Source organism: Pseudomonas fulva, from assembly GCF_023517795.1.
Taxonomy (GTDB): Bacteria; Pseudomonadota; Gammaproteobacteria; order Pseudomonadales; family Pseudomonadaceae; genus Aquipseudomonas; species Aquipseudomonas fulva_D.
The window spans coordinates 2,307,565-2,329,449 of sequence record NZ_CP082928.1; the positions used below are offsets into that span (position 1 = coordinate 2,307,565).

A 21,885-nucleotide genomic window follows, 5' to 3' on the forward strand; every position below is an offset into this window, starting at 1 on the left:
CATGAAAATCACGGCACGGCCGTTGAGCTTCTATTGCCTGAGCCTGTTCTTCGCCCTGTTCGTGCTGTTTCTCTACGGCCCGACCCTGACCATCGGCATCCTCTCGTTCCAGGGGCCCGGCGGTGGGCTGACCTTTCCCATGAACGGCATCTCCCTGCACTGGTTTCACAACCTGTTCCAGGCCCAGCAGGTGGGCGATTTCGCCGGCGCCTTCAGCCGCTCGATTCTGCTCGGCATCGCGGTCATGGCCTGCACCCTGGTGTTCTCGGTGCTGGCCGGCTTCGCCTACCGGCGCCCGTTCGCCGGCAGCCAGGCCCTGTTCTACCTGACGTTGGCGAGCCTGATCATTCCCTCGATCCTGGTCAGCCTGGGCATCGGCCTGATGTTCGATCGCCTCGGCTGGGAGCCGATCTGGTACAGCTCGGCCTTTGGCGCGCACCTGACCTGGACCCTGCCGTTCGGCCTGCTGATCATGTTCGCGGTGTTCAACCGCTTCAACCGGGCCTACGAGATGGCGGCCCGCGACCTGGGCGCCAGTGCCTGGCAAACGGTGCGCCTGATCGTCCTGCCGCTGATTGCCCCGAGCCTGTTCGGCGTGGCGCTGTTCGGCTTCACCCTGTCCTACGACGAGTTCGCCCGCACCCTGATGGTCTCCGGCAGCTTCAATACCTTGCCGCTGGAAATCTTCGGCATGACCACCAACGTCACCACCCCGGTGCTCTACGCCCTGGGCACCCTGACCACGCTGTTCTCCCTGGCACTGATCGCGCTGGTGCTGCTGCTGATGAGCCTCAGCCAACGGATGAGAAAAAACCCATGAAGATTCGCGTGATCAATCCCAACGGCTCGGCAGGTATGGCCCGGCTGCTGGACACCACCTGCCAGGGCATCAAGGCGCCGGCTACGCAGTTGAGCGTGATCCATCTGCCGGGCTCCGTGGCGAGTATCGAAGGCGCTGCCGATGGCGTGTACGCGGCGTATCACCTGCTGGGCGCGATGCGCCAGGCGCAGGACGAGGGTGTGCAAGGCGTGGTGATCGCCTGTTTCGATGACACCGGCCTGGATGCCGCCCGCGAACTGGCCAGCGGCCCGGTGCTGGGTATCGGCGAAGCGGCCATGCACGCGGCGAGCATGCTCAGTGTGCGTTACTCGATCCTGACCAGCCTGCCGCGCTCGATCCATATCATCGAGCGCAACATGCACGGTTACGGCCTGCAGCGGCGCTGCGCGAATATCCATGCGGCGGATATCCCGGTGCTGGAGCTGGAGCGCGACCCGGCCCATTACCTACGCTTGCGCGACCTGGGCCAGCGGATCCTGCGCGATGACCGCAGCGAATGCCTGGTGATGGGCTGCGCGGGCATGAGCCAGTGGGCGCAGCGCCTGCAGGAAGATCTCGGCGTGCCGGTGGTCGACGGCGTGCAGGTGGCGCTGAAATGGGTGGAGGCGCTGGTGCAGCTGGGCCTGGGCAGCAGCAAGAGCCTGAGCTATGCCTGGCCGCGCAACAAGGCGCTGTAAGCGCCAGGCCGACTTGAGTAACGACGGCTCCGGTGGCTGCAGCATGCTGCCGATTCCCCCCGGGCCTGTCATGGCTACAGCCGCGTAAGGAAGAAAACCATCCATGATCCAGTCCCATCCACACTATCCCCGGGATCTGCGCGGTTACGCAGGCCACCCGCCGCAGCCAAAATGGCCGGGAAATGCGCGAATCGCCGTACAGTTCGTGCTCAACATCGAGGAAGGCAGCGAGAGCTGCGTGTTGCACGGGGACCCGCAGAGCGAAACCTTTCTTTCCGAAATCGTCGGTGCGCAGAGCTTCGCCGATCGCCACATGAGCATGGAGTCGATGTACGAATACGGCTCCCGCGCGGGGGTGTGGCGCATCCTCGATGAGTTCCAGCGCCGCGACCTGCCGCTGACCGCCTTTGCCGTCGCCATGGCCCTGGAGCGCTGCCCGGAAATCACCCAGGCGCTGGTCGCACGCAACCACGAGATCGCCAGTCACGGCTGGCGCTGGCTGCATTATCAGAATGTGCCGGCCGACCTCGAGCGCGAGCACCTCCAGCGCGCGGTGCAGCTGATCACCCGCCTTACCGGCGCTGCACCGCTCGGCTGGTACACCGGCCGCGACAGCCCCAACACGCGGCGCCTGGTGGTCGAGCAGGGCGGCTTTCTCTACGACAGCGATTATTACGGCGACGACTTGCCGCTATGGAGCACCGTAGAGACCCGCGACGGTACCCGCCAGCCCCACCTGATCGTGCCCTATACCCTCGACGCCAATGACATGCGCTTCTCCAGCCCGGGCGGATTCAACAGCGGCGACCAGTTCTTCGCCTACCTGAGGGACACCTTCGACGTGCTCTACGCCGAGGGCGAAACGGCGCCGAAAATGATGTCGGTTGGTCTGCACGCGCGCCTGATCGGTCGCCCCGGGCGCTTCCGTGCGCTGCAGCGTTTCCTCGATCACATCGAAAGCCATGATCGCGTCTGGGTGGCGCGCCGGGCCGATATCGCCCGCCACTGGGTCGAGCACCACCCTTACCAGCCGTAGCAACGCATTACCTCGGCGGATCATGAGGTCGGCGTACGGGATTGCACGGCGCGGATTGCCGAATTCATCGCGGGTCATTAGCCTGCGCTCTTTGCCTGGGCCAGGTGGCCCTGACCAACACGACGGATCACGGCATGAGCGAGCAGGGCAGCACCACCACCTTCTACCTGGAAATGCACGGCCCCGAGCAGGTGCGCGGCAAACCCCTGCCCGATGACCTGCAGGTGGTCGAGTGCCGGATCAAGCAGTTCCAGCTCAACCGCTTCCTCTACCAGCTGGTCGGCGAGCCCTGGGCGTGGACGGACAAGCTGGCCTGGTCGGACGCGCAGTGGCGCGAAGCGATCGAAAGCGACGATCACCGCACCTGGGTGGCCTACCACGAGGGCGCCATCGCCGGTTACTACGAACTGCAGCGCGATGCCGAGGGCGCGGTGGAGATTCTCTATTTCGGCCTGGCCGCCGCCTTCTTCGGCCGCGGCTTCGGTGGCCCGCTGCTGACCCACGCGCTGCAGTCCGCCTGGGCCTGGCCTGGCACCCGGCGGGTGTGGGTGCACACCTGCAGCCTCGACCACCCCAGTGCGCTGGCCAATTATCAGGCGCGAGGCCTCAGGCTTTACCATCAGGAACCTGCGGGCTGAAGCGGATTGCGTCGAGACATCCCGGTGGCGGCGCTGTCGGATATCGAGCGAGCCGCATCGCGGTCACTGAATGGAGTTTCCTATGCCAAAGCTTAGTGTGAAGTTACTGCCTCTCTGCCTGCTGGCGCTGCCCTTCGTGGCATCTGCCGAGCAGCAGATCCAGCCCGGTCTCTGGGAGATCACCTCGAACAACATGCAGCTCGGCGGCAAGACCCTGCCCAGCAGCGACGTGATGCTGCAGCAGTTCAAGAGCCTGCCCCAGGCCCAGCGTGAAATGATGGAGCGGGCCATGGCCAAGCAGGGCATCCAGCTCGGCGAAAAGGGCGTGCAGTATTGCATCAGCCAGGCCCAGGTCGATGCCCAGAACATCCCCCTGCAGGACCCCAACTGCAGCCAGCAGATCACCTCCCGTGACAACGACCGCTGGGTGTTCAACTTCACCTGCCCGCAAGGCCGCGGCCAGGGCGAGGCGCATTTCCTCGACGACAAGAACTTCACCACCCAGGTCAACGGCGAGTTCGACAGCGGCGCCGGCCGCCAGCAGGGCAGCATGGAATCCGAGGCCCGCTGGGTGTCGGCAGACTGCGGCGCGTTGCGGCCGCGTCAGTGACAAGCCGCTAGAGAATCGGCGAGATCAGCCGCGCCACGCGCATGCCCAGTTGCTGCAGGCGATGCACTTCGCGGCGGTCGGCGCCGATCAGTTCGCGGGACTGGCTGAAGTCGTTCTCCAGCATCGCTTCGACCTGGCGGGCGAACTCCGGGTCGACCGTCACCAGGGTGATTTCGAAGTTCAGGCGGAACGAGCGGTTGTCCAGGTTGGCGCTGCCGACCACGCCGATATCCCCGTCGATCAGCGCGACCTTCTGGTGCAGGAAGCCCGGCAGGTAGCGGAAGATCCGCACGCCGGCGCGCAACGCTTCCAGGGCGAACAGGTTGGAGGCGGCGTAGACGATGCGGTGGTCCGGCCGTGAAGGCAGCAGGATGCGCACGTCCACGCCGCGCAGCACGGCCAGGCGCAGGGCGGCGAACAGCGCCTCGTCGGGGATGAAGTAGGGGCTGGTCAGCCAGATGCGCTCGCGGGCGGCGTTGAGCATTTCCACGAACAGCAGCGAGCAGGTTTCCTGGGCATCGGCCGGGCCGCTGCTGATCACCTGGCAGAGCATGCCTTCGTCCGGGTAGCGCTCGGGCAGCAGCAGCGGCGGCAGCTTGCGGGTCGCCCAGAACCAGTCTTCGGCGAAGGACTCCTGCAGGCAGGCCACCGCCGGGCCGTGCACGGCGACATGGGTGTCGCGCCACGGCGACAGGCGCGGTTTCTCGCCCAGGTATTCGTCGCCGACGTTGTGGCCGCCGAGAAAGCCACGCTCGCCATCGACCACCACGATCTTGCGGTGGTTGCGGAAATTCAGCTGGAAGCGGTTGAGCACGCCGCCCCCGGTGGGGAAGGCATGCACGTGCACGCCGCCTTCGCGCAGGCGCTTGATATAGCGGCGCGGCAGGGCATGGCTGCCGACCGCATCGTAGAGGAAGTACACCTGCACGCCAGCCGCTGCGCGCTCCAGCAAGGCTTGCTGCAGGCGGCGCCCGAGCTTGTCGTCATGCACGATGAAGAACTGGATGAGGATCACCTGGTGCGCTTCGGCAATCGCCTGGAAGATCGCCTCGAAGGTGGCCTTGCCGTCGACCAGCAGGTTGACCTGGTTGCCGGCCAGGCAAGGCATGCGCCCCAGGCGCGGCAGCGCGCGCAGCTGGCCATAGGCTTCGGACTCGCCGGCGGCGATGGCCTCCTGCACCCAGGGTCGCCAGTCCAGCGAGGCCATGGCCTTGTGCATCTGCCTGTCGACCATCCGGCGCGCCTCGATATAGGCGTAGAAGCGGCTGCGCCCGAAGATCACGTAGGGCAGCAGGGTCAGGTAGGGCATGAAGAACAGCGACAGCGCCCAGGCAATGGCACCCTGGGCGGTGCGCACGGTGAGGATCGCGTGCACGGCAGCGAGCGTACCCAGTACATGGATCGCTGCGATCAGGTAACCGAAGAAATGCTGGATGCCGAATTCCATTGCCGTTCGCTTGATGACTGCCGTGCCAGCATAGACCACGCTATCGATGGGTCGTCACCGATAGAAATCAGCGTTCCACGTGAAACGCTCTCAGCCGGCCCGATAGCCAGCGCTGCGCGAGATTTGCGCCGCGCAGCTCAGCAGGGCTTCATGCAGTGCCTGTCGGGTGGCATCGTCATTCATTATCGCGTCCGGGCCGGACAGGTTGATGGCCGCGATGATCTGTCCACTGTGGTCACGCACCGGGGCGGCGATGGCCGTGGAATAGTCCGAGCGATGCAGAACGAACCCGCGCGCGCGATCATCGCCGCTCATGCGCAGCAGCTCTGGCAGCGTCTTGGGGGCCGGCGTCGGGTAGCCATCCAGGCGTACATGGGTATACAGCGCGGCCAGGGCGCCTTCCTCCAGTTCGCTCAGCAGCACGCGGCCCAGTGCGGTGACGTGACATGGCAAGCGTGTGCCGATCGGCACGTTGACCGACAGCCGCTGGGCGGCGAAGGCGCGGTACAGGTAGATCACCTCGGTGTGCTCGCGGATGCCCAGGTGACAGGACATCGAGGTGCGGTCGCGCAGGGCGTTGAGGTGGGGCATGGCGATATACACCAGGTCACGGCTGGCCAGGTAGGCGAAACCGTCGCAGAGCACCTGGGGGCCGAGTTCGTAATTGTTGGTGCCCAGTTTGCTCAGGTAGCCCATATCCGTGAGCGTCACCAGAATCCGGTAGATGGCCGAGACGCTGACGCCCAAACGCTCGGCGATCAGGTTACTGCTCAGGGTGCGCTGGCTGGCAGTGAACATCTGCAGAATGGCGAGCCCGCGTTGCAGCGCGGGGACGCGGTAGTCGGTCAGCTCATCTTTGTCGGCGGCCATGGGCGAATCTCGGTTATTGATGGCTCTGACATGGGGACGATTACCGCCGCTCAACGCAGCGCCTCGATGCCGGCGGTTTTGCCGCCGAATTCGTCCATGGCGTCCAGCAGGGCGCCCCACAGGTAATGCGCGGATGCGCGATCACACAGCAGATGGAAGACCGGCAGCGCCGCGGTGCCGGCATTGACCACGATGGCGTTCAGGCGCGCCACCGAGGTCTGCACCACCGCGCCGAGCGGGAAGGCTTCTGCGCGCAGGTCGACGCCGCAGAGCTTGGCGAACAGCTCCGGCAGGTGCGCGCCGGTCAGGGCCAGCCAGGCGTGGCTGTCCTGGCGGGGCAGCAGGTAACTGGCCTGGTGCCCGTCGTAATGCCAGCCCGCCTCGTCAGCGGCGATGCGGGCGCCGCCGTCGGCCAGGCTGCCGAGCAGGAAGTACTCGGTCTGCGACAGGCGCAGCACCTGCTCGCCACTGCCTTGCAGGTAGGCCTGGTTGGGCCTGTCCGGCAGTTGATAGCCCTGGCTTTGCAGATAAGCCGCGCTGTCGGTACCACGGAAGCCGACCCGCGGCAGGTTGCTCAGGTCGATCAGCGCGCAGCGTTGCAATTGCTCGCCTTCGCCGGCGGAGCCGGCGACGAACAGCCGCTCGCCCAGCAGGGTCAGCGGCGCCGCGCGGTGCAGGTCATAAATGGGGCTGCGTTCAGCGTGGTCGCGAATGGTCAGGCTCATGATCACAGCTCCTGGCGTTGGCTTTCGGGGTCGAAGAAGGGCAGTTGCACCACGGTGGCCTGGACGATTTCACCGCCCTCCACACGAATCGGAATCTGCATCCCCGGCGTGGCCTGGTCGGCGCCGGCGTAGGCCATGCCGATGATCGCGCCGACCGTCTCGGAGTATTCGCACGAGGTGACGTTGCCGGTGATGTCCGGGCCGTTGAGGACAAGGTGGCCTTCCAGGGGTTTGCTTTTGCCTTTGGGCAGGGTGAAACCCACCAGCTTGCGCTTGAGGGGCTGCGCCTCGAGGATCTCGATGGTGCGCTTGCCGACGAAGAAGGGCTTCTTGCGGCCGATGGCCCAGCCCATGTCGATCTCGGCGGGGTGCGTCATGCCGTCGGTGTCCTGGCTGATGATCACGTGGCCTTTTTCAAGGCGCAGCAGGCGCTGGGTTTCCACCCCGAACGGGCGGATGTCGAAGGCTGCACCGGCTTCCATCAGCGCATCCCAGAGGTGTTCGCCGAAGCGTGCCGGCACGTGGATCTCGTAACCCAGTTCACCGACGAAACCAACGCGCAGCAACCGCGCCGGAACCCCGGCGACCTTGCCTTCGCGCACGCCGAGGTAAGGGAAACCTTCGGGCGACAAATCGACGTCGCTGCAGACCTTTTCCAGCACCTGGCGCGACAGCGGGCCGGCCAGGTTGACTGCGGCGAAGGCGGCGCTGACGTTGGCGATGTCGACGTTCAGGCGCCACTGCGCGTTCCATTTGAGCATGCTGCGGTACACGCGATCCACGCCGCTGGTGGTCGCCGATACGTAGAAGTGCTGTTCGCTCAGGCGGCAGGCCACGCCGTCGTCGATCACCACGCCGTCCTCGGCGGTCATCAGCGCGTAGCGGGTACGGCCGATGGCGAGCTTCTTGAAGCCGAAGGTGTACAGGCGCTCCAGCAGCTCGGCGGCATCCGGGCCGCGCACATCGAGGCCGCCCAGGGTGGAGACATCGATCAGGCCGACCTTTTCGCGCACATGGCGGGCTTCTGCCTGCATGCAGGCTTCACGGTCTTCGGCCTTGCCGTAGAAGGCCGGGCGCTGCCACACGCCTGCGGGCATCAGCTTGGCACCGAGCTCGACGTGGCGCTGGTGCATGGCGGTCTGCCGATAGGGGTCGAAGCCGCGCCCGGCGATGTGCGCCAGTTTTTCCGCCGAGAACGGTGGGCGGGCCGTGGTCACCCCGGTTTCGCTGACGCTGCGGCCAGTGGCATCGGCCACCAGGCGCGCTGTGGGCAGCGCCGAGTGGCGGCCTTGGGACGGCCCCATGCCGACGGTGGAGAAGCGCTTGACCAGTTGCACGTCGCGATAGCCGTGACGGGTGGCGTTGACGATGTCCTTGATCTGCAGGTCTTCGTCGAAGTCGACGAATTCCTTGCCTTGCGGATGGGCGAAGATCGGCCAGGGAAAGTTGACCCGGCTGTCGTCCTTGTCCGCGCCGGTTACCGCCGTGACCTGCAGACCGAGGTCGGCGAGGGCTTCGTTGGCGGCCCGCTGGCCATCGGCCAGGACGCGCTGCAGATCGTGCCGACCATTCACCGAACCGGCCACGCGCAGAATCTTCGGTAGGTTGTGAATCGAGAATGCCGCGTGTTCGTCGGCGTAGCGCAGGCTGCCGCCGGCCTGGCAAAGCAGCTGATACACCGGCATATAACCGGCGGACATGCACAGCAGGTCGCAGTCGATTCGCATGCTGGCCTCGGCCACCTTGCCTTGCCCATTGATACGCCTGACCTCGACGGCGCTGAGGTGGCGGGTGTTCTTGCCGGCGAACGCTTCATAGACGGTGTGGCCGGCGTGGCAGGCAATGCCATTGGCTTGCACGGCGCTGATCAGGCTTGAGGTGTCGCTGCGCGCGCGCATGTCGACCACCGCGGCGACCTCCACCCCGGCCTCGAACAGGTCGAGCGCGGCCAGGTAGCCGTCGTCGTTGCCGGTCAGTACCACCGCGCGTTTGCCCGGTTTGACCGCGTACAGTCGCATCAGCCGCTGGGCGGCGCTGGTCAGCATCACGCCGGGCAGGTCGTTGTTGCGGAAGATCACCGGCTGGTCGAAGGAGCCGCTGGCGACGATGCACTGCCTGGCGCGTACCTTGTACAGCCGGTTGCCCTGGATCACCGGCAGGTAGTTGTCGGCGAACCAGGCGTTGCAGATCGCCGACTCGAGCACGCGGATATTGGCATGGCCCTGCACCGCACTGACCAGCTCTTCACGCAAGCCCATGGCGGCATTGGCATCGAGGCCGAAACGGGCGTAAGTCAGCGAGCCGCCGAGCACCGGGTTCTGTTCGATCAGTAGCACCTTGGCACCGCCGTTGGCGGCGTGCAGGGCCGCGGCCAGGCCGGCGGGGCCGGAACCGACCACCGCCAGGTCGCAGAACAGGTAGGCCTTGTCGTGGTAGGTCGGCTCGAACTTCAGGTCGAGCACGCCGAGGCCTGCTTTCTTGCGGATCAGCGGTTCCCAGCGTTTCCACATGCCCTTGGGTTTGTAGAAGGCGCGGTAGTAGAAGCCTACCGGCATGAACTTGGAGAACGCGCCGAGAATTGCGTCGCGATCCTTTTCCAGGCTGCCGTTGACATTCTGCGGCGTCACGGTCATGCCCGCCGCCAGCGGGTATTCGTCCGCCAGCACGTTGGGTTCGTGCGGCAGTTGCACCAGGGTATTGGCGTCTTGGCCGGCCATGGTCAGCGGGCCACGCGGGCGGTGGTATTTGAACGAGCGCGACAGCAGCCAGCGGCCGTCGGCGGCCAGGGCGCTGGCGATGGTATCGCCGGCAAAGCCCTGGCAGGTGTTGCCGTCGAAGCTGAAGGTCAGCGGCTTGTTGCGGTCGATCAACAACCCCATGGGAGCGGGCAGGCGATTCATTGGGCAGCCTCCGGGGCGGCGAAGTCGACACGCCGATTGAACAGTTCACGAGGGTCGAAGGTGCGCAGGATTTCGTCGCTGCCGGTGTGGCGCTCGACCAGAAACCAGTAGCTGGACGCCGTGTGCATCCACCATTCGGTGACCACGCCGAGCAGGTTCTCGCTGTTGAACACGTAGTCGGCCCATTCGGCGACGCTGCAGGTCGTCGGGTCGGGCATGTGCTTGAGTTCGCCGCCGTAGGTGAATTCGCTGATGTTGCGCGGCCCGTTGAGCGGGCAAGTCATGATCTTCATTGGCTATAACCCGTCAGTGGCTGGCCGCCGTGGCGCCCATTTCGTTGACCTGCTGGAAGCGACTGAAGCGATCCAGGCCGAACGGCGCGATCAGCTCCGGCACTTTGCCGCCGCTGGCGACCAGCTCGGCCATGGTCTTGCCGCATATCGGTGTGGCCTTGAAGCCCCAGGTGCCCCAGCCGGCATCGAGGTAGTAACCGTCGATCGGCGACAAGCCCATGATCGGGCTGTAGTCGGGCGTCATGTCGGTGATGCCGGCCCACTGACGCATCAGCTTGGCGCCCGCCATGAACGGGAACATCTCGACGGCCGAGGCCAGCAGGCTTTCCTTGAGGTCCAGGGTCGAGCGAGTGTTGTACAGCGGGTAGGGGTCGGAACCGCCGCCGAAAACGATCTCGCCACGGCTGGTCTGCTGCACGTAGCAATGCAGGGCCGAGGAGCTCACCAGCGGATCGAGGAACGGCTTGAACGGCTGGGTGACCATCGCCTGCAGCGGGTAGGTATGGATCGGCGCCTTGATCTTCAGTTTGTTCATTAGCAGCGAGCTGGTACCGGCCACCGCCTGCACCACACAACCACAGGCGATGGTGCCGCGATTGGTCTGCACCGCGCGAATGCGTCCGCCTTCGACGACGAAGTCCTGCACCTCGGTGAGCTGGTGGATTTCCACCCCGCGTTTGGCCGCGCCCTTGGCGTAGCCCCAGGCCACGGCATCGTGGCGAGCGGTGCCGCCGTCGATGTGCCAGAGGCCTGCCAGCACCGGGATATGGCCGGGGTCGAGGTTGAGGCTCGGCACCAGTTCGCGGATCTGCTGGCGGTCGATCATCTCGGTGCGTCCGCCAAAGTGCTTGTTCACCTCCGCGCGCTGGCGGAAAGCGCGCACGGTGGCGTCGGTATGGGCCAGGGTGAGCTGGCCACGGTGCGAATACATGATGTTGAAGTCGAACTCGTTGGAGAGGTTCTCGAACATCCGCACCGATTCGATATAGAACTTCACACCTTCGCTGGTCAGGTAGTTGGAGCGGATCACTGCGGTGTTGCGCGCGGTGTTGCCGCCTCCCAGATAACCCTTCTCCAGCACCGCGATGTTGCTGATGCCGTGGTATTTGGACAGGTAGTAGGCGGTGGCCAGGCCATGCCCGCCGGCGCCAATGATCACCACGTCATAGGAGGCTTTCAGCTCCTTGGAGGCGGGCAGGTCGACCTCGACGGGATACTCCGACGACAGGCCGTATTTGAGCAGCGAGAAAGGCATCAGCGAGCCTCCTGAATGGCCTGCCCGGTCTGCTGACGGGCGGCGAGTACGGTGTTGTGCATCAGCAGGGCGATGGTCATCGGGCCGACGCCACCGGGTACCGGGGTGATGGCCGCGGCCACCGGTTGCACGGCGGCGAAATCCACATCCCCGACCAGGCGACTTCTGCCGTCCTCGTCGATACGGTTGATGCCGACGTCGATCACCACGGCACCGGGTTTTATCCAGCCTGCATCGATCATTCTCGGGCGGCCGACGGCGGCGATCACGATGTCGGCCTGGCGGCACAGCGTCTGCGGCTCGAGGCTGCGCGAGTGCAGTACGCTGACGCTGCAATTGGCCGCCAGCAGCAACGCGGCCATCGGCTTGCCGACGATGTTCGAACGGCCGACCACCACGGCGTGCTTGCCGGACAGATCGCCCAGGGTGTCACGCAGCAGGCGCATGCAGCCGGCTGGCGTGCAGGGCGTCAACACCGGGCGGCCCTGGCTGAGGCCGCCGACGTTCTCGCTGTGGAAACCGTCGACGTCCTTGGCCGGGTCGATGGCCTGCAGCACGCGCACTTCGTCGATATGTTCGGGCAGCGGCAACTGCACCAGAATGCCGTGCACGGCCGGGTCGGCGTTCAGCGTGGCGACCACCGCCAGCACCTCATCGGCACTGGCTGCGGCCGACAGGCGATATTCGAGCGAACGGATACCCACTTCCCCGGCACGCAGCACCTTGTTGCGCACGTACACGTGGCTGGCCGGATCGTCACCCACCAGCACCACGGCCAGTGCCGGTTCGAGGCCCTGGGCATGCAGTTGCGCGACTTCTGCCTTCACCTCGGCGAGCACCCGGGCGGCCGCGGCCTTGCCGTCGATCAACGTGCTCATCGGAAGATCACCGTGCGGTCGCCGTTGAGGAATACGCGGTGTTCGGTGTGGTACTTGACCGCCCGCGACAGCGCCACGGTTTCGGTATCGCGGCCGATGGCGACCAGGTCGTCAGGCTTCAGAGCGTGATCCACGCGCTGCACTGCCTGCTCGATGATCGGCCCCTCGTCGAGGTCCGACGTGACGTAGTGGGCGGTGGCGCCGATCAGCTTCACGCCGCGCTCGAAGGCCTGGTGATAGGGCTTGGCTCCCTTGAAGCCGGGCAGGAAGGAGTGATGGATATTGATCGCCCGGCCCGCCAGCTGCTTGCACAGGTTGTTGGAAAGAATCTGCATGTAGCGCGCCAAGACCACCAGCTCGGTGCCGGTTTCATCGACGATCTTCATCAGCTCGGCTTCCTGAGCGGTCTTGCTCTCCTTGGTCACCGGCAGATAGACGAAACGGATGCCCTCGCGCTCGGCCATGGGCCGCAGGTCGAGGTGGTTGGACACGATGGCGGTGATCTCCATGTTCAGCTCGCCCTTCTGGTGGCGGTAGAGCAGGTCGGCCAGGCAATGGTCGAACTTGCTGACCATCAGCAGGACGCGCATCGGCTTGCTGGTGCTGAACAAGCCCCAGGTCATGTCGAAGGCGCCGGCTACGGCGGCAAAGCCTTCCTCGATCTTCGCCAGGTCATCGGTCACGCCCGTATTGAAGCGGAACACCGCACGCATGAAGAAGGTGCTGCTGACCTCGTCATCGAACTGCGACATCTCGCTGATGTAGCACTGATGCTCGGCAAGAAACGACGCCACCGCGGCGACGATGCCCGATGTGGCCGGGCAACTGATCTTGATCACGTACTGGTTCTGGGCGTGCTGCATGTCGGATCCTCGGAACGGTCAGCGGCAGGATTTTTATGGGTGAATGCATTGTTCGCCTATGAATATATTTTCGTGTGGCGAATCTAATTTTCTTGATGGTGATTTTTATAAGCGGATGACGTATGCGTGTCTATGCCTTTTGGGAATTTATTTATCCTCACAGGAATTTATGGGGTATGTCGCGAGGATGATGGCGATGACGTCATCAGTGTTGGCGTCAGGTCGCGGGTTATCTTGGGGGCGAGAAAAAAGAAGGTGGCATGGCGCCCTCAGCTATCCCAGCTCTGTTCGATCTGGAGGGCGCGCGCTGCAAGAGAAGAAGGGTATTGAGAGCGATGTGGGCTGTCGAAAGGCAGAAGCAGACGTAGGGTGGATGACGCTCTTTTCATCCACAATTGCGATCGCACAGTGGTGGACGGGTGAAGCGTCGTCCACCCTACGAGAGGCCGCTCTGGCCTTACAGCCGCTGAATGAATATGGCCTTCACTCTTTGCCGTAATTCATGATCGACAGCAGGCGGATCGGTACCTGGATCAGCTGTTCCGGGCCGTGGGGGACTTCGGCGTCGAAAGTCAGGCTGTCGCCGGCCTGCATGGCATAGAGCTGGTTGCCGTGGCGGTAGACCAGTTCGCCTTCGAGCAGGTGCAGGAATTCGGTGCCCGGGTGGGAGAAGGTCGGAAACTCCTCGCTGGCATCGTCCATGCTGACCATATAGGCCTCAAAGCTCTTCTTCGGCCCGCGGGTATGGTTCAGCAGGTGATAGGTGTGGCCTTTCTCGGTCCCGCGGCGCACCACCTCCAGGCCTTCATCGGCTTTCACCAGCAGCGCCCCGCTGCCTTGCTGGTCGTATTGGCTGAACAGCTTGGACATCGGCATGCCCAGCACGTCGCACAGGCGGCTGAGTGTTTCGAGGCTGGTGGATACTTGGGCATTCTCGATCTTGCTGAGCATGCCCTGGCTGATGCCGGCGATGCGGGCGACCTCGGCGATCTTCAATTCTTGGGCCAGACGTTGACGGCGAATCTGCATGCCCAGGTACTGTTCCAGTTTCAAACGAGGGGGGGCGTCTTTAATTTCACTCATACGGACCGTTTTCTAAATATGAATATTAATTTCGCACCAGGAATTGGCTCGGTTGCGTCGTAATGGTGCAGGCTGCAGCCAAAAGTTCCTGCTATGAAAGCATTTTTATTCTTTATAGAGGACAAAACCTGGGTTTTGTGGGCTGTCAGTGGCGGGTTTTGCGAGTTGGCAAGCTGATTGCATTCTTATTGGGAAAGTTAATTTCCTAATTGGAATAATTGGCGGTCAACAGGAGACACGTGATGTTGCCAAGCGAAACCCAGCGGGTCATCGAAAAGCACGCGATCAAGTATGTACTGGCCCAGTTCGTGGATATACATGGCTCGGCCAAGACCAAGTCGGTACCGGTTTCGGGCCTGGAAGCGGTAGCGGAGACCGGCGCCGGGTTCGCGGGTTTCGCCATCTGTGGCATGGGCATGGAGCCCCACGGGCCCGACTTCATGGCCAAGGGCGATCTCTCGACCCTGGTTCCGGTGCCATGGCAGCCGGGTTACGGCCGCGTGGTGTGCATCGGTCATGTCGACGGCCAGCCTTGGCCCTACGACAGCCGCTATGTATTGCAGCAACAGGTGGAGCGCCTGCAGGCGCGCGGCTGGACGCTCAACACCGGCCTGGAGCCGGAGTTCAACCTGATGCGCCGTGATGAAAGCGGCACCCTGCAGCTGGTGGATGCCAGCGACAACCTCGACAAGCCGTGCTACGACTACAAGGGCCTGTCGCGCTCTCGCGAGTTTCTGGAAAAACTGACCGAAGCGCTGCAGCCGGTGGGTTTCGACATCTATCAGATCGATCACGAAGACGCCAACGGTCAGTTCGAGATCAACTACACCTACAGCGATGCCATGGAGTCGGCAGACCGCTTCACCTTCTTCCGCATGGCCGCCGGGGAGATTGCTAACGACCTGGGCATGATCTGCTCGTTCATGCCCAAGCCCGATCCGAAACGTGCCGGCAACGGCATGCACTTCCACCTGTCCCTCGCCAGCGCCGAGAGCAAGAACCTGTTCTTCGATGCCAGCGACAAGAACGGCATGGGCCTGTCGAAGCTCGCCTACCACTTCGCCGCCGGCCTGCTGGCCCACGGTCCTGCGCTGTGCGCCTTTGCGGCGCCGACGGTGAATTCCTACAAGCGGCTGGTAGTCGGCAACTCGCTGTCGGGGGCCACCTGGGCGCCGGCGTTCATCGCCTTTGGCGCCAACAACCGCTCGGCGATGGTGCGCGTGCCCTATGGCCGCCTGGAGTTCCGCCTGCCGGATGCCGGCTGTAATCCGTACCTGGTCAGCGCCGCGATCATCGCCGCCGGCCTGGATGGCATCGACCGCCAGCTGATGCCCGAGCAGATCTGCAACGAGAACCTCTATTCCCTCGGACTCGAAGCCATCGCCGCGCGAGGCATCAAGACCCTGCCGCAGTCGCTCAAGGAAGCCTGCGACGCGCTGGAAGCCGACTCGCTGTTTGCCGAAGTGATGGGCAAGGAGATCGTTGGCGAGTTCATCAAGCTCAAGCGCATGGAATGGGTGGAGTACAGCCGTCACGTCTCCGACTGGGAGATCAAGCGCTACACCGAATTCTTCTGATCCGACCCGTCCGTTCAACCGTTTTCCGGCGCCCGCCCGTGGGTAGGGCGCCTTCTGCCCAGGAGTTTTAGCTATGTGTGGAATCGTGGGGCTTTACCTGAAAAATCCGCAGCTGGAATCACAGCTCGGCAAGCTTTTCGAACCGATGCTTGAAGCCATGACCGACCGCGGCCCGGACAGCGCCGGCTTCGCCGTCTATGGCGATGAGGTTGCCGATGGCTGGATCAAGCTGACCCTGCAGGCCGCCACGGAGGGCTACGATTTCGCCGCCCTGGTGGGCGCCGTCAAGGAAAAGCTCGGTGCCGAGCTGGACTGGTTCCAGAACGCCAGCGCCATCGTGCTCAAGATCAAGGCCGAAGAAGCCTCCATACGCGCTGTGTTGACCGAGCTGGCGCCGAGCGTGCGCATCATGAGTGCCGGGCAGAGCATCGAGATCCTCAAGGGCATGGGCTTGCCGCGGGAGATTTCCGAGCGCTTCGGCCTGGCCTCGATGAAGGGCAGCCACATCATCGGCCACACCCGCATGGCCACCGAAAGTGCGGTGACCATGGAAGGCAGCCACCCGTTCTCCACCGGCGCCGACCTGTGCCTGGTGCACAACGGCTCGCTGTCCAACCACTTCCGCCTGCGTCAGCAATTGCGCCGCGAAGGCATCCACTTCGAGACCGAGAACGACACCGAGGTCGCTGCCGGTTACCTGGCCTGGCGTCTGCAGCAGGGCGACTCGCTGAAGCAGGCGCTGGATAGCTCGCTGGAAACGCTGGACGGTTTCTTCACTTTTGCCATCGGCACCCGCAACGGTTTCGCGGTGATCCGCGACCCGATCGCCTGCAAGCCGGCAATCCTCGCCGAGACCGATGACTACGTCGCGATGGCCTCCGAGTATCAGGCGCTGTCGAGCCTGCCGGGCATCGACAAGGCCAAGGTATGGGAACCGGTTCCCGCCACTCTGTACATCTGGGAACGCAAGCAGGAGCACGCCGCATGAAAACCATCGATCTTTCCAGCGCCAGTGTGCGTGACCTCAACCAGGCCCTGCACGACCAGGCCAAAGCTGTCGAAGAGCGCGAGTGGCTGGTGGCTCACCCTAATGGCGCCCACAACCTGGCGGTCGGCGTCAACGAAGCCATCTCCATCGATATCCAGGGGCATGCCGGCTACTACTGCGCGGGCATGAACCAGAAAGCTTCGATCACCGTGCATGGCAACGTCGGCGTGGGCTGCGCCGAGAACATGATGAGTGGGTATGTACGCGTCAAGGGCAGCGCCTCCCAGGCCGCCGGTGCGACCGCCCATGGCGGCCTGCTGGTCATCGAGGGTGATGCCGGTGCCCGTTGCGGCATTTCCATGAAGGGCATCGACATCGTGGTCGGCGGCAGCATCGGCCACATGAGCTGCTTTATGGGCCAGGCGGGGCGCTTGGTTGTATGTGGTGATGCGGGCGATGCGTTGGGCGATTCACTGTACGAAACCAAGATATTCGTCAAAGGCAGCGTCGAGTCACTGGGGTCGGACTGCATCGAGAAAGAGATGCGCCCCGAGCACATCGAAGAGCTACAAGCGCTGCTCAATCGCGCCGGCTTCAAGGAGAACGCCGCCGATTTCAAACGCTACGGCTCGGCCCGTCAGCTGTACAACTTCAAAGTCGATAACGCCAGCGCGTACTGATCAGGAGCCTCATCATGAGCGACAAACAATCCCCCGTGCTGCGCGAATCGGCCACCTTCGACCGCCTGGCCATCCAGGAAATCCAGCGCGCCGCCGAAACCGGTATCTATGACATCCGTGGCGGCGGCACCAAGCGCAAGCTGCCGCACTTCGATGACCTGCTGCTGCTCGGCGCCAGCGTGTCGCGCTACCCGCTGGAGGGCTACCGCGAGAAGTGCGGCACCGACGTGATCCTCGGCAACCGCTTCGCCAAGAAGCCGCTGCACCTGAAGATTCCTGTGACCATCGCCGGCATGAGCTTCGGCGCGCTGTCGGCCAACGCCAAGGAAGCCCTGGGGCGTGGCGCCAGCATCGCCGGCACCAGCACCACCACCGGCGACGGCGGCATGACCCCGGAAGAACGCGGCCAGTCCCAGCATCTGGTCTATCAGTACCTGCCCTCGCGCTACGGCATGAACCCCGACGACCTGCGCAAGGCCGATGCCATCGAAATCGTCCTTGGCCAGGGCGCCAAGCCGGGCGGTGGCGGCATGCTGCTGGGCATGAAAGTCACCGAGCGTGTGGCCGGTATGCGTACCTTGCCGATTGGCGTCGACCAGCGCAGCGCCTGTCGTCACCCGGACTGGACAGGCCCGGACGACCTGGCGATCAAGATCGCCGAGATTCGCGAAATCACCGACTGGGAAAAACCCATCTACGTGAAGATCGGCGCCAGCCGGCCATACTACGACGTGAAGCTGGCGGTTAAGGCCGGCGCCGACGTGATCGTCCTCGACGGCATGCAGGGCGGCACGGCGGCGACTCAGGAAGTGTTCATCGAACACGTCGGTATCCCGATTCTGCCGGCCATTCCGCAAGCCGTGCAGGCGCTGCAGGAAATGGGCATGCACCGCACGGTTCAGTTGATCGTCTCAGGCGGCATCCGCAACGGCGCCGATGTGGCCAAGGCCATGGCACTGGGCGCCGATGCGGTGGCTATCGGCACGGCGGCGCTGATCGCCCTGGGCGACAACCACCCGCGTCTGGACGACGAGCTGAAGAAGATCGGCTCGGCTGCCGGCTTCTACGATGACTGGCAGAACGGCCGCGACCCGGCCGGCATCACCACACAGGATCCGGAGCTGTCCAAACGCCTCGATCCGGTCGAGGGTGGCCGCCGCCTGGCAAACTACTTGCGTGTGCTGGTGCTCGAAGCGCAGACCATGGCCCGTGCCTGCGGCAAGAGCCACCTGCACAACCTCGATCCTGAGGATCTGGTGGCGCTAACCGTCGAGTCCGCCGCCATGGCCCGCGTGCCGTTGGCCGGCACCAATTGGGTGCCTGGTCAGCAGTATTGAGCACCTTCTAACCACGCCCGGCGGACTTTCCCCGGGCGTTTTCGTTTGTCCGACACGCGCCAGCAGAGCCGCGGTCGCCGCCGTCTTTTTCTACTGCCGATCCTTCCAACTTCAACTGCAAGGAATCGACATGATGGGTGAACGAACAACGAAAGCTGTCTTGCTGGCGCTGGCATCGCTACCAGGCCTGGCCAGTGCGCAAGAGGCCACGCTCGACAGCGGCGACACGGCCTGGATGATGGTTTCCACCGTGCTGGTGCTGATGATGCTGGTGCCGGGCCTGGCCCTTTTCTATGGCGGCATGGTGCGGGCCAAGAACCTGCTATCGGTATTCACCCAGTGCTTCGCCGTGGCTGGGGTGATCGGCATGCTCTGGGTGATCTATGGCTACACCCTGTTCGCAGATACCACGGGCATGGAAGAAGGTGTGATCAACCTGCGCAGCCTGATTGGCGGTTTCGAGCATTTCCTGCTGATCGATCTGAGCCGCGAGAGCCTGACCGCAGCCATTCCGGAGAGCGTGTTCGCCACCTTCCAGATGACCTTCGCCCTGATCACGCCGATGATCATCGCCGGCGCCTTCGCCGAGCGCATGAAGTTCTCGGCTGTCGTGCTGTTCGCCGCATTGTGGTTCACCTTCTGCTATATCCCGCTGGCGCACATGGCCTGGAGCGGGCCGGGCGGCCTGTTGTGGGACTGGGGCATTCTCGAGTTCGCCGGCGGCACCGTGGTACACATCAACTCCGGTGTGGCCGGGCTGGTCGCCTGCTTGGTGCTGGGCAAGCGCAAGGGCTATCCCACCACGGCGATGCCGCCGCACAACATGGGCTTCGCCCTGACCGGCGCTGCCTTGCTGTGGGTCGGCTGGTTTGGTTTCAACGTCGGCTCGGCAGTGGCAGCCAGTGCCAATGCCGGCATGGCCATGCTCACCACTCAGGTCGCGGCCTGCTCAGGCATCGTCGGCTGGTTGGCGGTGGAAGTGTGGAAAACCGGTAAGCCCAGCGCCCTTGGTGCGGCATCCGGCGCCCTGGCCGGGCTGATTACCATCACGCCGGCCTGTGGTTTCGTCGGGCCGGGTGGGGCGCTGGTCATGGGCTTCATCACCGGGGTGATCTGCTTCTTCGCGGTTGCCGGGCTCAAGCGTTCGCTGGGCTATGACGACTCGCTCGACGCCTTCGGCCTGCATGGCGTGGGCGGTATCGTCGGTTCGATTCTGACCGGCGTGTTCGCCTCGACGTCTCTGGGCGGTTTTCAGGAAATCGACATTGGTCCGCAGGTACTGATCCAGGCCAAGAGCGTGCTGTTCACCATCGTCTACTGCGCCGCGGTGACCTTCATCCTGCTCAAGTTAACCAGCCTGCTGACTCGCGGCCTGCGGGTCAGCGAGGAGGTCGAGCAACAGGGGCTGGACATCAGCCAGCACGGGGAGCGAGCTTATACCTGAACGAACAGGGCGTCGCTGGCGCCATGGCGTGAAAACACAAAGCCCCCGCCGGTGTGCACCAGCGGGGGCTTTTTCATGCGGTGAATCTGTCAGCCGGCGGCGTTGGCCAAGGTGGAGATCTGCTGACGGCGGTAGGCCGTGTCGCGACGCGACAGCAGCAGGTACAGCGGCAGGGTAACGATGATCGCCACCAGCCACGACAGGTCGACGCCGTCGAGCTTGCTGGCGATGGGGCCGGTATAGATCGGCGTGACCGCGAACGGCAGCTGGACCAGGATGCCGATGGCGTAGGCGCTGACCGCGTTGGGGTTGAAGCGCCCGTAGATGCCACCCGTGGCGTCGAACAGCGAGGGAATGTGATAGCGCTGCTTCTGTACCAGGTAGAAGTCGGCGAGGTTGATCACCGCCCAGGGCACCAGCACGATCATCATCGCCAGGATCAGCTGCATGAAGCGCGCGATGAAGTCCGCCGGCGCGGTTACCGCAACCACGCAGCAGGCCACCAGCAGGATCGCCGAAAGGGCCACCCGGGCCTGGCGGCTGGGTGCCCAGTCGGCGGCGAAGGTCTGCACCGAGGTGATCAGCGCCAATACCGCGCCATACAGGTTCAGGGCGTTGTGGCTGATGATGCTGAGGATGAACAGCACCATGAGCACCGGGCCGAACACGCCGGTGCTCTGCTTCACCGCATCCATGGTGTCGGTCTCGGCGCTCACCGACAGCGCCACCAGGGTGCCGAAGATGAAGCACAGCGCGGTACCCAGTACGGCGCCGCAGTAGGTGGCGACAAACGGCTTCCAGATGCCCACGTTGCGCGGCAGGTAGCGCGAATAGTCCGAGGTGTAGGGCGCGAAGGAGATCTGCCAGATGGCGCCCAGCGAGGCCATCGCCAGCCAGCCGGCCAGGTTGAAGCCGCCGCGGCTGGCGAAGTCCGCCGGCAGGCCGTTGGCGAACAGGGCGATGAAGCCGGCGAGCAGGCCGATGCCCATCACCCAGGTGCCGATACGGTTGAGGGTGTGGATGAAGTTGTAGCCCAGAATGCCGATCAGCGTCGCGGCGCAGGCGCCGATCAGCACGGCGGCGGGCAGGGGCAGGTCCGGCGCCACGCTGTGGATGGATTTGCCGGCCAGCACGCAGTTGGAAATGAAGAAGCCGATGTACAGCACCGCGGCGATCACCACCACCAGCAGCGCGCCGTAGCGGCCGAACTGACCACGGCTCTGCAGCATCTGCGGCAGGCCCATCTGCGGCCCCTGGGCCGAAGCCAGGCCAAGCACGATGCCACCAAGCAGGTGGCCAACCAGGATGGCGCAGATCGCCCAGCCGATGCTCAGGTGGAACACCTGCACGGCCATGGCACCGGTGACGATGGGCAGCGGCGCGATGTTGGTGCTGAACCAGAGGGTGAACAGGTCACGGACGCGGCCGTGACGATCGGCATCGGCCACCTGGCCGACGCTGTTGCTTTCGACGAGTTCTTGCGGAGCAGTGGAGTGGGACATGTCGGGTTCTCCTGCGCAAAGCGGTAGCGGCACGGTGCGCACAGGGCGGGCAGCGCCGGGTGGATGCGTGGGGTGTCGTGGCTGGGGTCAGCCGCGCTCGCGGCGGGCAAGGCCGCCGGCAATGGAGAACGGGCAGGGGTAAGGCATTGGAAAGGCACGCAACAACATGGGAAAAACCTACTTCTTGTCTTTATTGGGATAGCAGCGTTTTCGATCGTTGCAGCAGCCCGGCGCGGCGCCG

Annotated in this window: 20 protein-coding genes; 10 read left to right on the forward strand and 10 right to left on the reverse strand. The window is 64.3% G+C overall.

The features are described from left to right. The first annotated feature begins 1 nt into the window (after window position 1). The 5 genes from K8U54_RS10315 (at window position 2) to K8U54_RS10335 (ending at window position 3,802) form a co-directional block, all read left to right on the forward strand. Window positions 2–820, forward strand: coding sequence for an ABC transporter permease (locus K8U54_RS10315; protein ID WP_249910036.1), 819 nt, complete (start codon window positions 2–4; stop codon window positions 818–820). Continuing rightward, complete coding sequence (locus K8U54_RS10320; RefSeq protein WP_249910037.1) at window positions 817–1,518, forward strand: aspartate/glutamate racemase family protein; 702 nt, start codon at window positions 817–819, stop codon at window positions 1,516–1,518. Before K8U54_RS10315 ends, K8U54_RS10320 begins: the two co-directional genes overlap by 4 nt. Before the next feature lie 103 nt (window positions 1,519–1,621). Further along, entirely contained in the window at window positions 1,622–2,554 is a 933-nt protein-coding gene (gene puuE / locus K8U54_RS10325; protein WP_249910038.1) for an allantoinase PuuE, read from the forward strand. 134 nt (window positions 2,555–2,688) lie between these two features. Further along, a complete protein-coding gene (locus K8U54_RS10330) occupies window positions 2,689–3,192 on the forward strand; it encodes a GNAT family N-acetyltransferase (RefSeq protein WP_249910039.1) in 504 nt (167 codons plus the stop codon). Between the two features lie 82 nt (window positions 3,193–3,274). Continuing rightward, complete coding sequence (locus tag K8U54_RS10335; protein ID WP_249910040.1) at window positions 3,275–3,802, forward strand: DUF3617 domain-containing protein; 528 nt, start codon at window positions 3,275–3,277, stop codon at window positions 3,800–3,802. 7 nt (window positions 3,803–3,809) lie between these two features. Here the strand turns inward: K8U54_RS10335 and cls are convergent, their stop codons facing one another. The 9 genes from cls to K8U54_RS10380 all read right to left on the reverse strand — a co-directional run bounded on the left by cls (window position 3,810) and on the right by K8U54_RS10380 (window position 14,116). Further along, the gene (cls, locus tag K8U54_RS10340) at window positions 3,810–5,249 is read right to left on the reverse strand and encodes a cardiolipin synthase (RefSeq protein ID WP_249910041.1); all 1,440 of its coding nucleotides are present in this window, start codon (window positions 5,247–5,249) and stop codon (window positions 3,810–3,812) included. Window positions 5,250–5,339: 90 nt separating this feature from the next. Next, window positions 5,340–6,119 carry an IclR family transcriptional regulator gene (locus K8U54_RS10345; protein ID WP_249910042.1) on the reverse strand — a complete coding sequence of 260 codons (780 nt, stop codon included), beginning with the start codon at window positions 6,117–6,119 and terminating at the stop codon, window positions 5,340–5,342. A 50-nt stretch (window positions 6,120–6,169) separates the two neighbouring features. Further along, window positions 6,170–6,847: a sarcosine oxidase subunit gamma gene (locus K8U54_RS10350; RefSeq protein WP_434060022.1), complete on the reverse strand. Its 678-nt coding sequence runs from the start codon at window positions 6,845–6,847 to the stop codon at window positions 6,170–6,172. Then, on the reverse strand, window positions 6,847–9,744 hold the full coding sequence (locus tag K8U54_RS10355; RefSeq protein ID WP_249910044.1) for a 2Fe-2S iron-sulfur cluster-binding protein: 2,898 nt from the start codon (window positions 9,742–9,744) through the stop codon (window positions 6,847–6,849). Before K8U54_RS10355 ends, K8U54_RS10350 begins: the two co-directional genes overlap by 1 nt. Continuing rightward, window positions 9,741–10,037 carry a sarcosine oxidase subunit delta gene (locus K8U54_RS10360; RefSeq protein ID WP_249910045.1) on the reverse strand — a complete coding sequence of 99 codons (297 nt, stop codon included), beginning with the start codon at window positions 10,035–10,037 and terminating at the stop codon, window positions 9,741–9,743. The genes K8U54_RS10355 and K8U54_RS10360 overlap by 4 nt, the downstream gene beginning before the upstream one ends. Window positions 10,038–10,050: 13 nt before the next feature. Next, window positions 10,051–11,292 (reverse strand): FAD-dependent oxidoreductase, encoded by a 1,242-nt coding sequence (locus K8U54_RS10365; RefSeq protein ID WP_249910046.1) that lies wholly within the window; start codon window positions 11,290–11,292, stop codon window positions 10,051–10,053. After that, entirely contained in the window at window positions 11,292–12,170 is an 879-nt protein-coding gene (gene folD, locus K8U54_RS10370; protein WP_249910047.1) for a bifunctional methylenetetrahydrofolate dehydrogenase/methenyltetrahydrofolate cyclohydrolase FolD, read from the reverse strand. Before folD ends, K8U54_RS10365 begins: the two co-directional genes overlap by 1 nt. Then, window positions 12,167–13,033: a formyltetrahydrofolate deformylase gene (gene purU, locus K8U54_RS10375; protein WP_249910048.1), complete on the reverse strand. Its 867-nt coding sequence runs from the start codon at window positions 13,031–13,033 to the stop codon at window positions 12,167–12,169. Before purU ends, folD begins: the two co-directional genes overlap by 4 nt. A gap of 483 nt (window positions 13,034–13,516) precedes the next feature. After that, a complete protein-coding gene (locus tag K8U54_RS10380; RefSeq protein ID WP_249910049.1) occupies window positions 13,517–14,116 on the reverse strand; it encodes a helix-turn-helix domain-containing protein in 600 nt (199 codons plus the stop codon). A 242-nt stretch (window positions 14,117–14,358) separates the two neighbouring features. Here K8U54_RS10380 and glnT point away from each other — a divergent pair, with 242 nt between their 5' ends. The 5 genes from glnT (at window position 14,359) to K8U54_RS10405 (ending at window position 20,142) form a co-directional block, all read left to right on the forward strand. Further along, the gene (gene glnT, locus K8U54_RS10385; protein ID WP_249910050.1) at window positions 14,359–15,693 is read left to right on the forward strand and encodes a type III glutamate--ammonia ligase; all 1,335 of its coding nucleotides are present in this window, start codon (window positions 14,359–14,361) and stop codon (window positions 15,691–15,693) included. A 73-nt stretch (window positions 15,694–15,766) separates the two neighbouring features. After that, window positions 15,767–16,681, forward strand: a complete 915-nt coding sequence (locus K8U54_RS10390; protein ID WP_249910051.1) for a class II glutamine amidotransferase — start codon at window positions 15,767–15,769, stop codon at window positions 16,679–16,681. Continuing rightward, window positions 16,678–17,361, forward strand: coding sequence for a protein glxC (locus K8U54_RS10395; protein WP_249910052.1), 684 nt, complete (start codon window positions 16,678–16,680; stop codon window positions 17,359–17,361). The genes K8U54_RS10390 and K8U54_RS10395 overlap by 4 nt, the downstream gene beginning before the upstream one ends. A gap of 14 nt (window positions 17,362–17,375) precedes the next feature. Continuing rightward, complete coding sequence (locus K8U54_RS10400) at window positions 17,376–18,698, forward strand: FMN-binding glutamate synthase family protein (protein WP_249910053.1); 1,323 nt, start codon at window positions 17,376–17,378, stop codon at window positions 18,696–18,698. 133 nt (window positions 18,699–18,831) lie between these two features. Next, the gene (locus K8U54_RS10405; RefSeq protein ID WP_249910054.1) at window positions 18,832–20,142 is read left to right on the forward strand and encodes an ammonium transporter; all 1,311 of its coding nucleotides are present in this window, start codon (window positions 18,832–18,834) and stop codon (window positions 20,140–20,142) included. Between the two features lie 89 nt (window positions 20,143–20,231). Here the strand turns inward: K8U54_RS10405 and K8U54_RS10410 are convergent, their stop codons facing one another. Continuing rightward, window positions 20,232–21,644, reverse strand: coding sequence for a purine-cytosine permease family protein (locus tag K8U54_RS10410; RefSeq protein WP_249910055.1), 1,413 nt, complete (start codon window positions 21,642–21,644; stop codon window positions 20,232–20,234). Between the last annotated feature and the right edge of the window lie 241 nt (window positions 21,645–21,885).

Coding starts and splice junctions, on each gene's coding strand:
- K8U54_RS10315 (WP_249910036.1), top strand. CDS start 2: ATGAAAATCACGGCACGGCCGTTGAGCTTCTATTGCCTGAGCCTGTTC.
- K8U54_RS10320 (WP_249910037.1), top strand. CDS start 817: ATGAAGATTCGCGTGATCAATCCCAACGGCTCGGCAGGTATGGCCCGG.
- puuE (WP_249910038.1), top strand. CDS start 1,622: ATGATCCAGTCCCATCCACACTATCCCCGGGATCTGCGCGGTTACGCA.
- K8U54_RS10330 (WP_249910039.1), top strand. CDS start 2,689: ATGAGCGAGCAGGGCAGCACCACCACCTTCTACCTGGAAATGCACGGC.
- K8U54_RS10335 (WP_249910040.1), top strand. CDS start 3,275: ATGCCAAAGCTTAGTGTGAAGTTACTGCCTCTCTGCCTGCTGGCGCTG.
- cls (WP_249910041.1), bottom strand. CDS start 5,249: ATGGAATTCGGCATCCAGCATTTCTTCGGTTACCTGATCGCAGCGATC.
- K8U54_RS10345 (WP_249910042.1), bottom strand. CDS start 6,119: ATGGCCGCCGACAAAGATGAGCTGACCGACTACCGCGTCCCCGCGCTG.
- K8U54_RS10355 (WP_249910044.1), bottom strand. CDS start 9,744: ATGAATCGCCTGCCCGCTCCCATGGGGTTGTTGATCGACCGCAACAAG.
- K8U54_RS10360 (WP_249910045.1), bottom strand. CDS start 10,037: ATGAAGATCATGACTTGCCCGCTCAACGGGCCGCGCAACATCAGCGAA.
- K8U54_RS10365 (WP_249910046.1), bottom strand. CDS start 11,292: ATGCCTTTCTCGCTGCTCAAATACGGCCTGTCGTCGGAGTATCCCGTC.
- folD (WP_249910047.1), bottom strand. CDS start 12,170: ATGAGCACGTTGATCGACGGCAAGGCCGCGGCCGCCCGGGTGCTCGCC.
- purU (WP_249910048.1), bottom strand. CDS start 13,033: ATGCAGCACGCCCAGAACCAGTACGTGATCAAGATCAGTTGCCCGGCC.
- K8U54_RS10380 (WP_249910049.1), bottom strand. CDS start 14,116: ATGAGTGAAATTAAAGACGCCCCCCCTCGTTTGAAACTGGAACAGTAC.
- glnT (WP_249910050.1), top strand. CDS start 14,359: ATGTTGCCAAGCGAAACCCAGCGGGTCATCGAAAAGCACGCGATCAAG.
- K8U54_RS10390 (WP_249910051.1), top strand. CDS start 15,767: ATGTGTGGAATCGTGGGGCTTTACCTGAAAAATCCGCAGCTGGAATCA.
- K8U54_RS10395 (WP_249910052.1), top strand. CDS start 16,678: ATGAAAACCATCGATCTTTCCAGCGCCAGTGTGCGTGACCTCAACCAG.
- K8U54_RS10400 (WP_249910053.1), top strand. CDS start 17,376: ATGAGCGACAAACAATCCCCCGTGCTGCGCGAATCGGCCACCTTCGAC.
- K8U54_RS10405 (WP_249910054.1), top strand. CDS start 18,832: ATGGGTGAACGAACAACGAAAGCTGTCTTGCTGGCGCTGGCATCGCTA.
- K8U54_RS10410 (WP_249910055.1), bottom strand. CDS start 21,644: ATGTCCCACTCCACTGCTCCGCAAGAACTCGTCGAAAGCAACAGCGTC.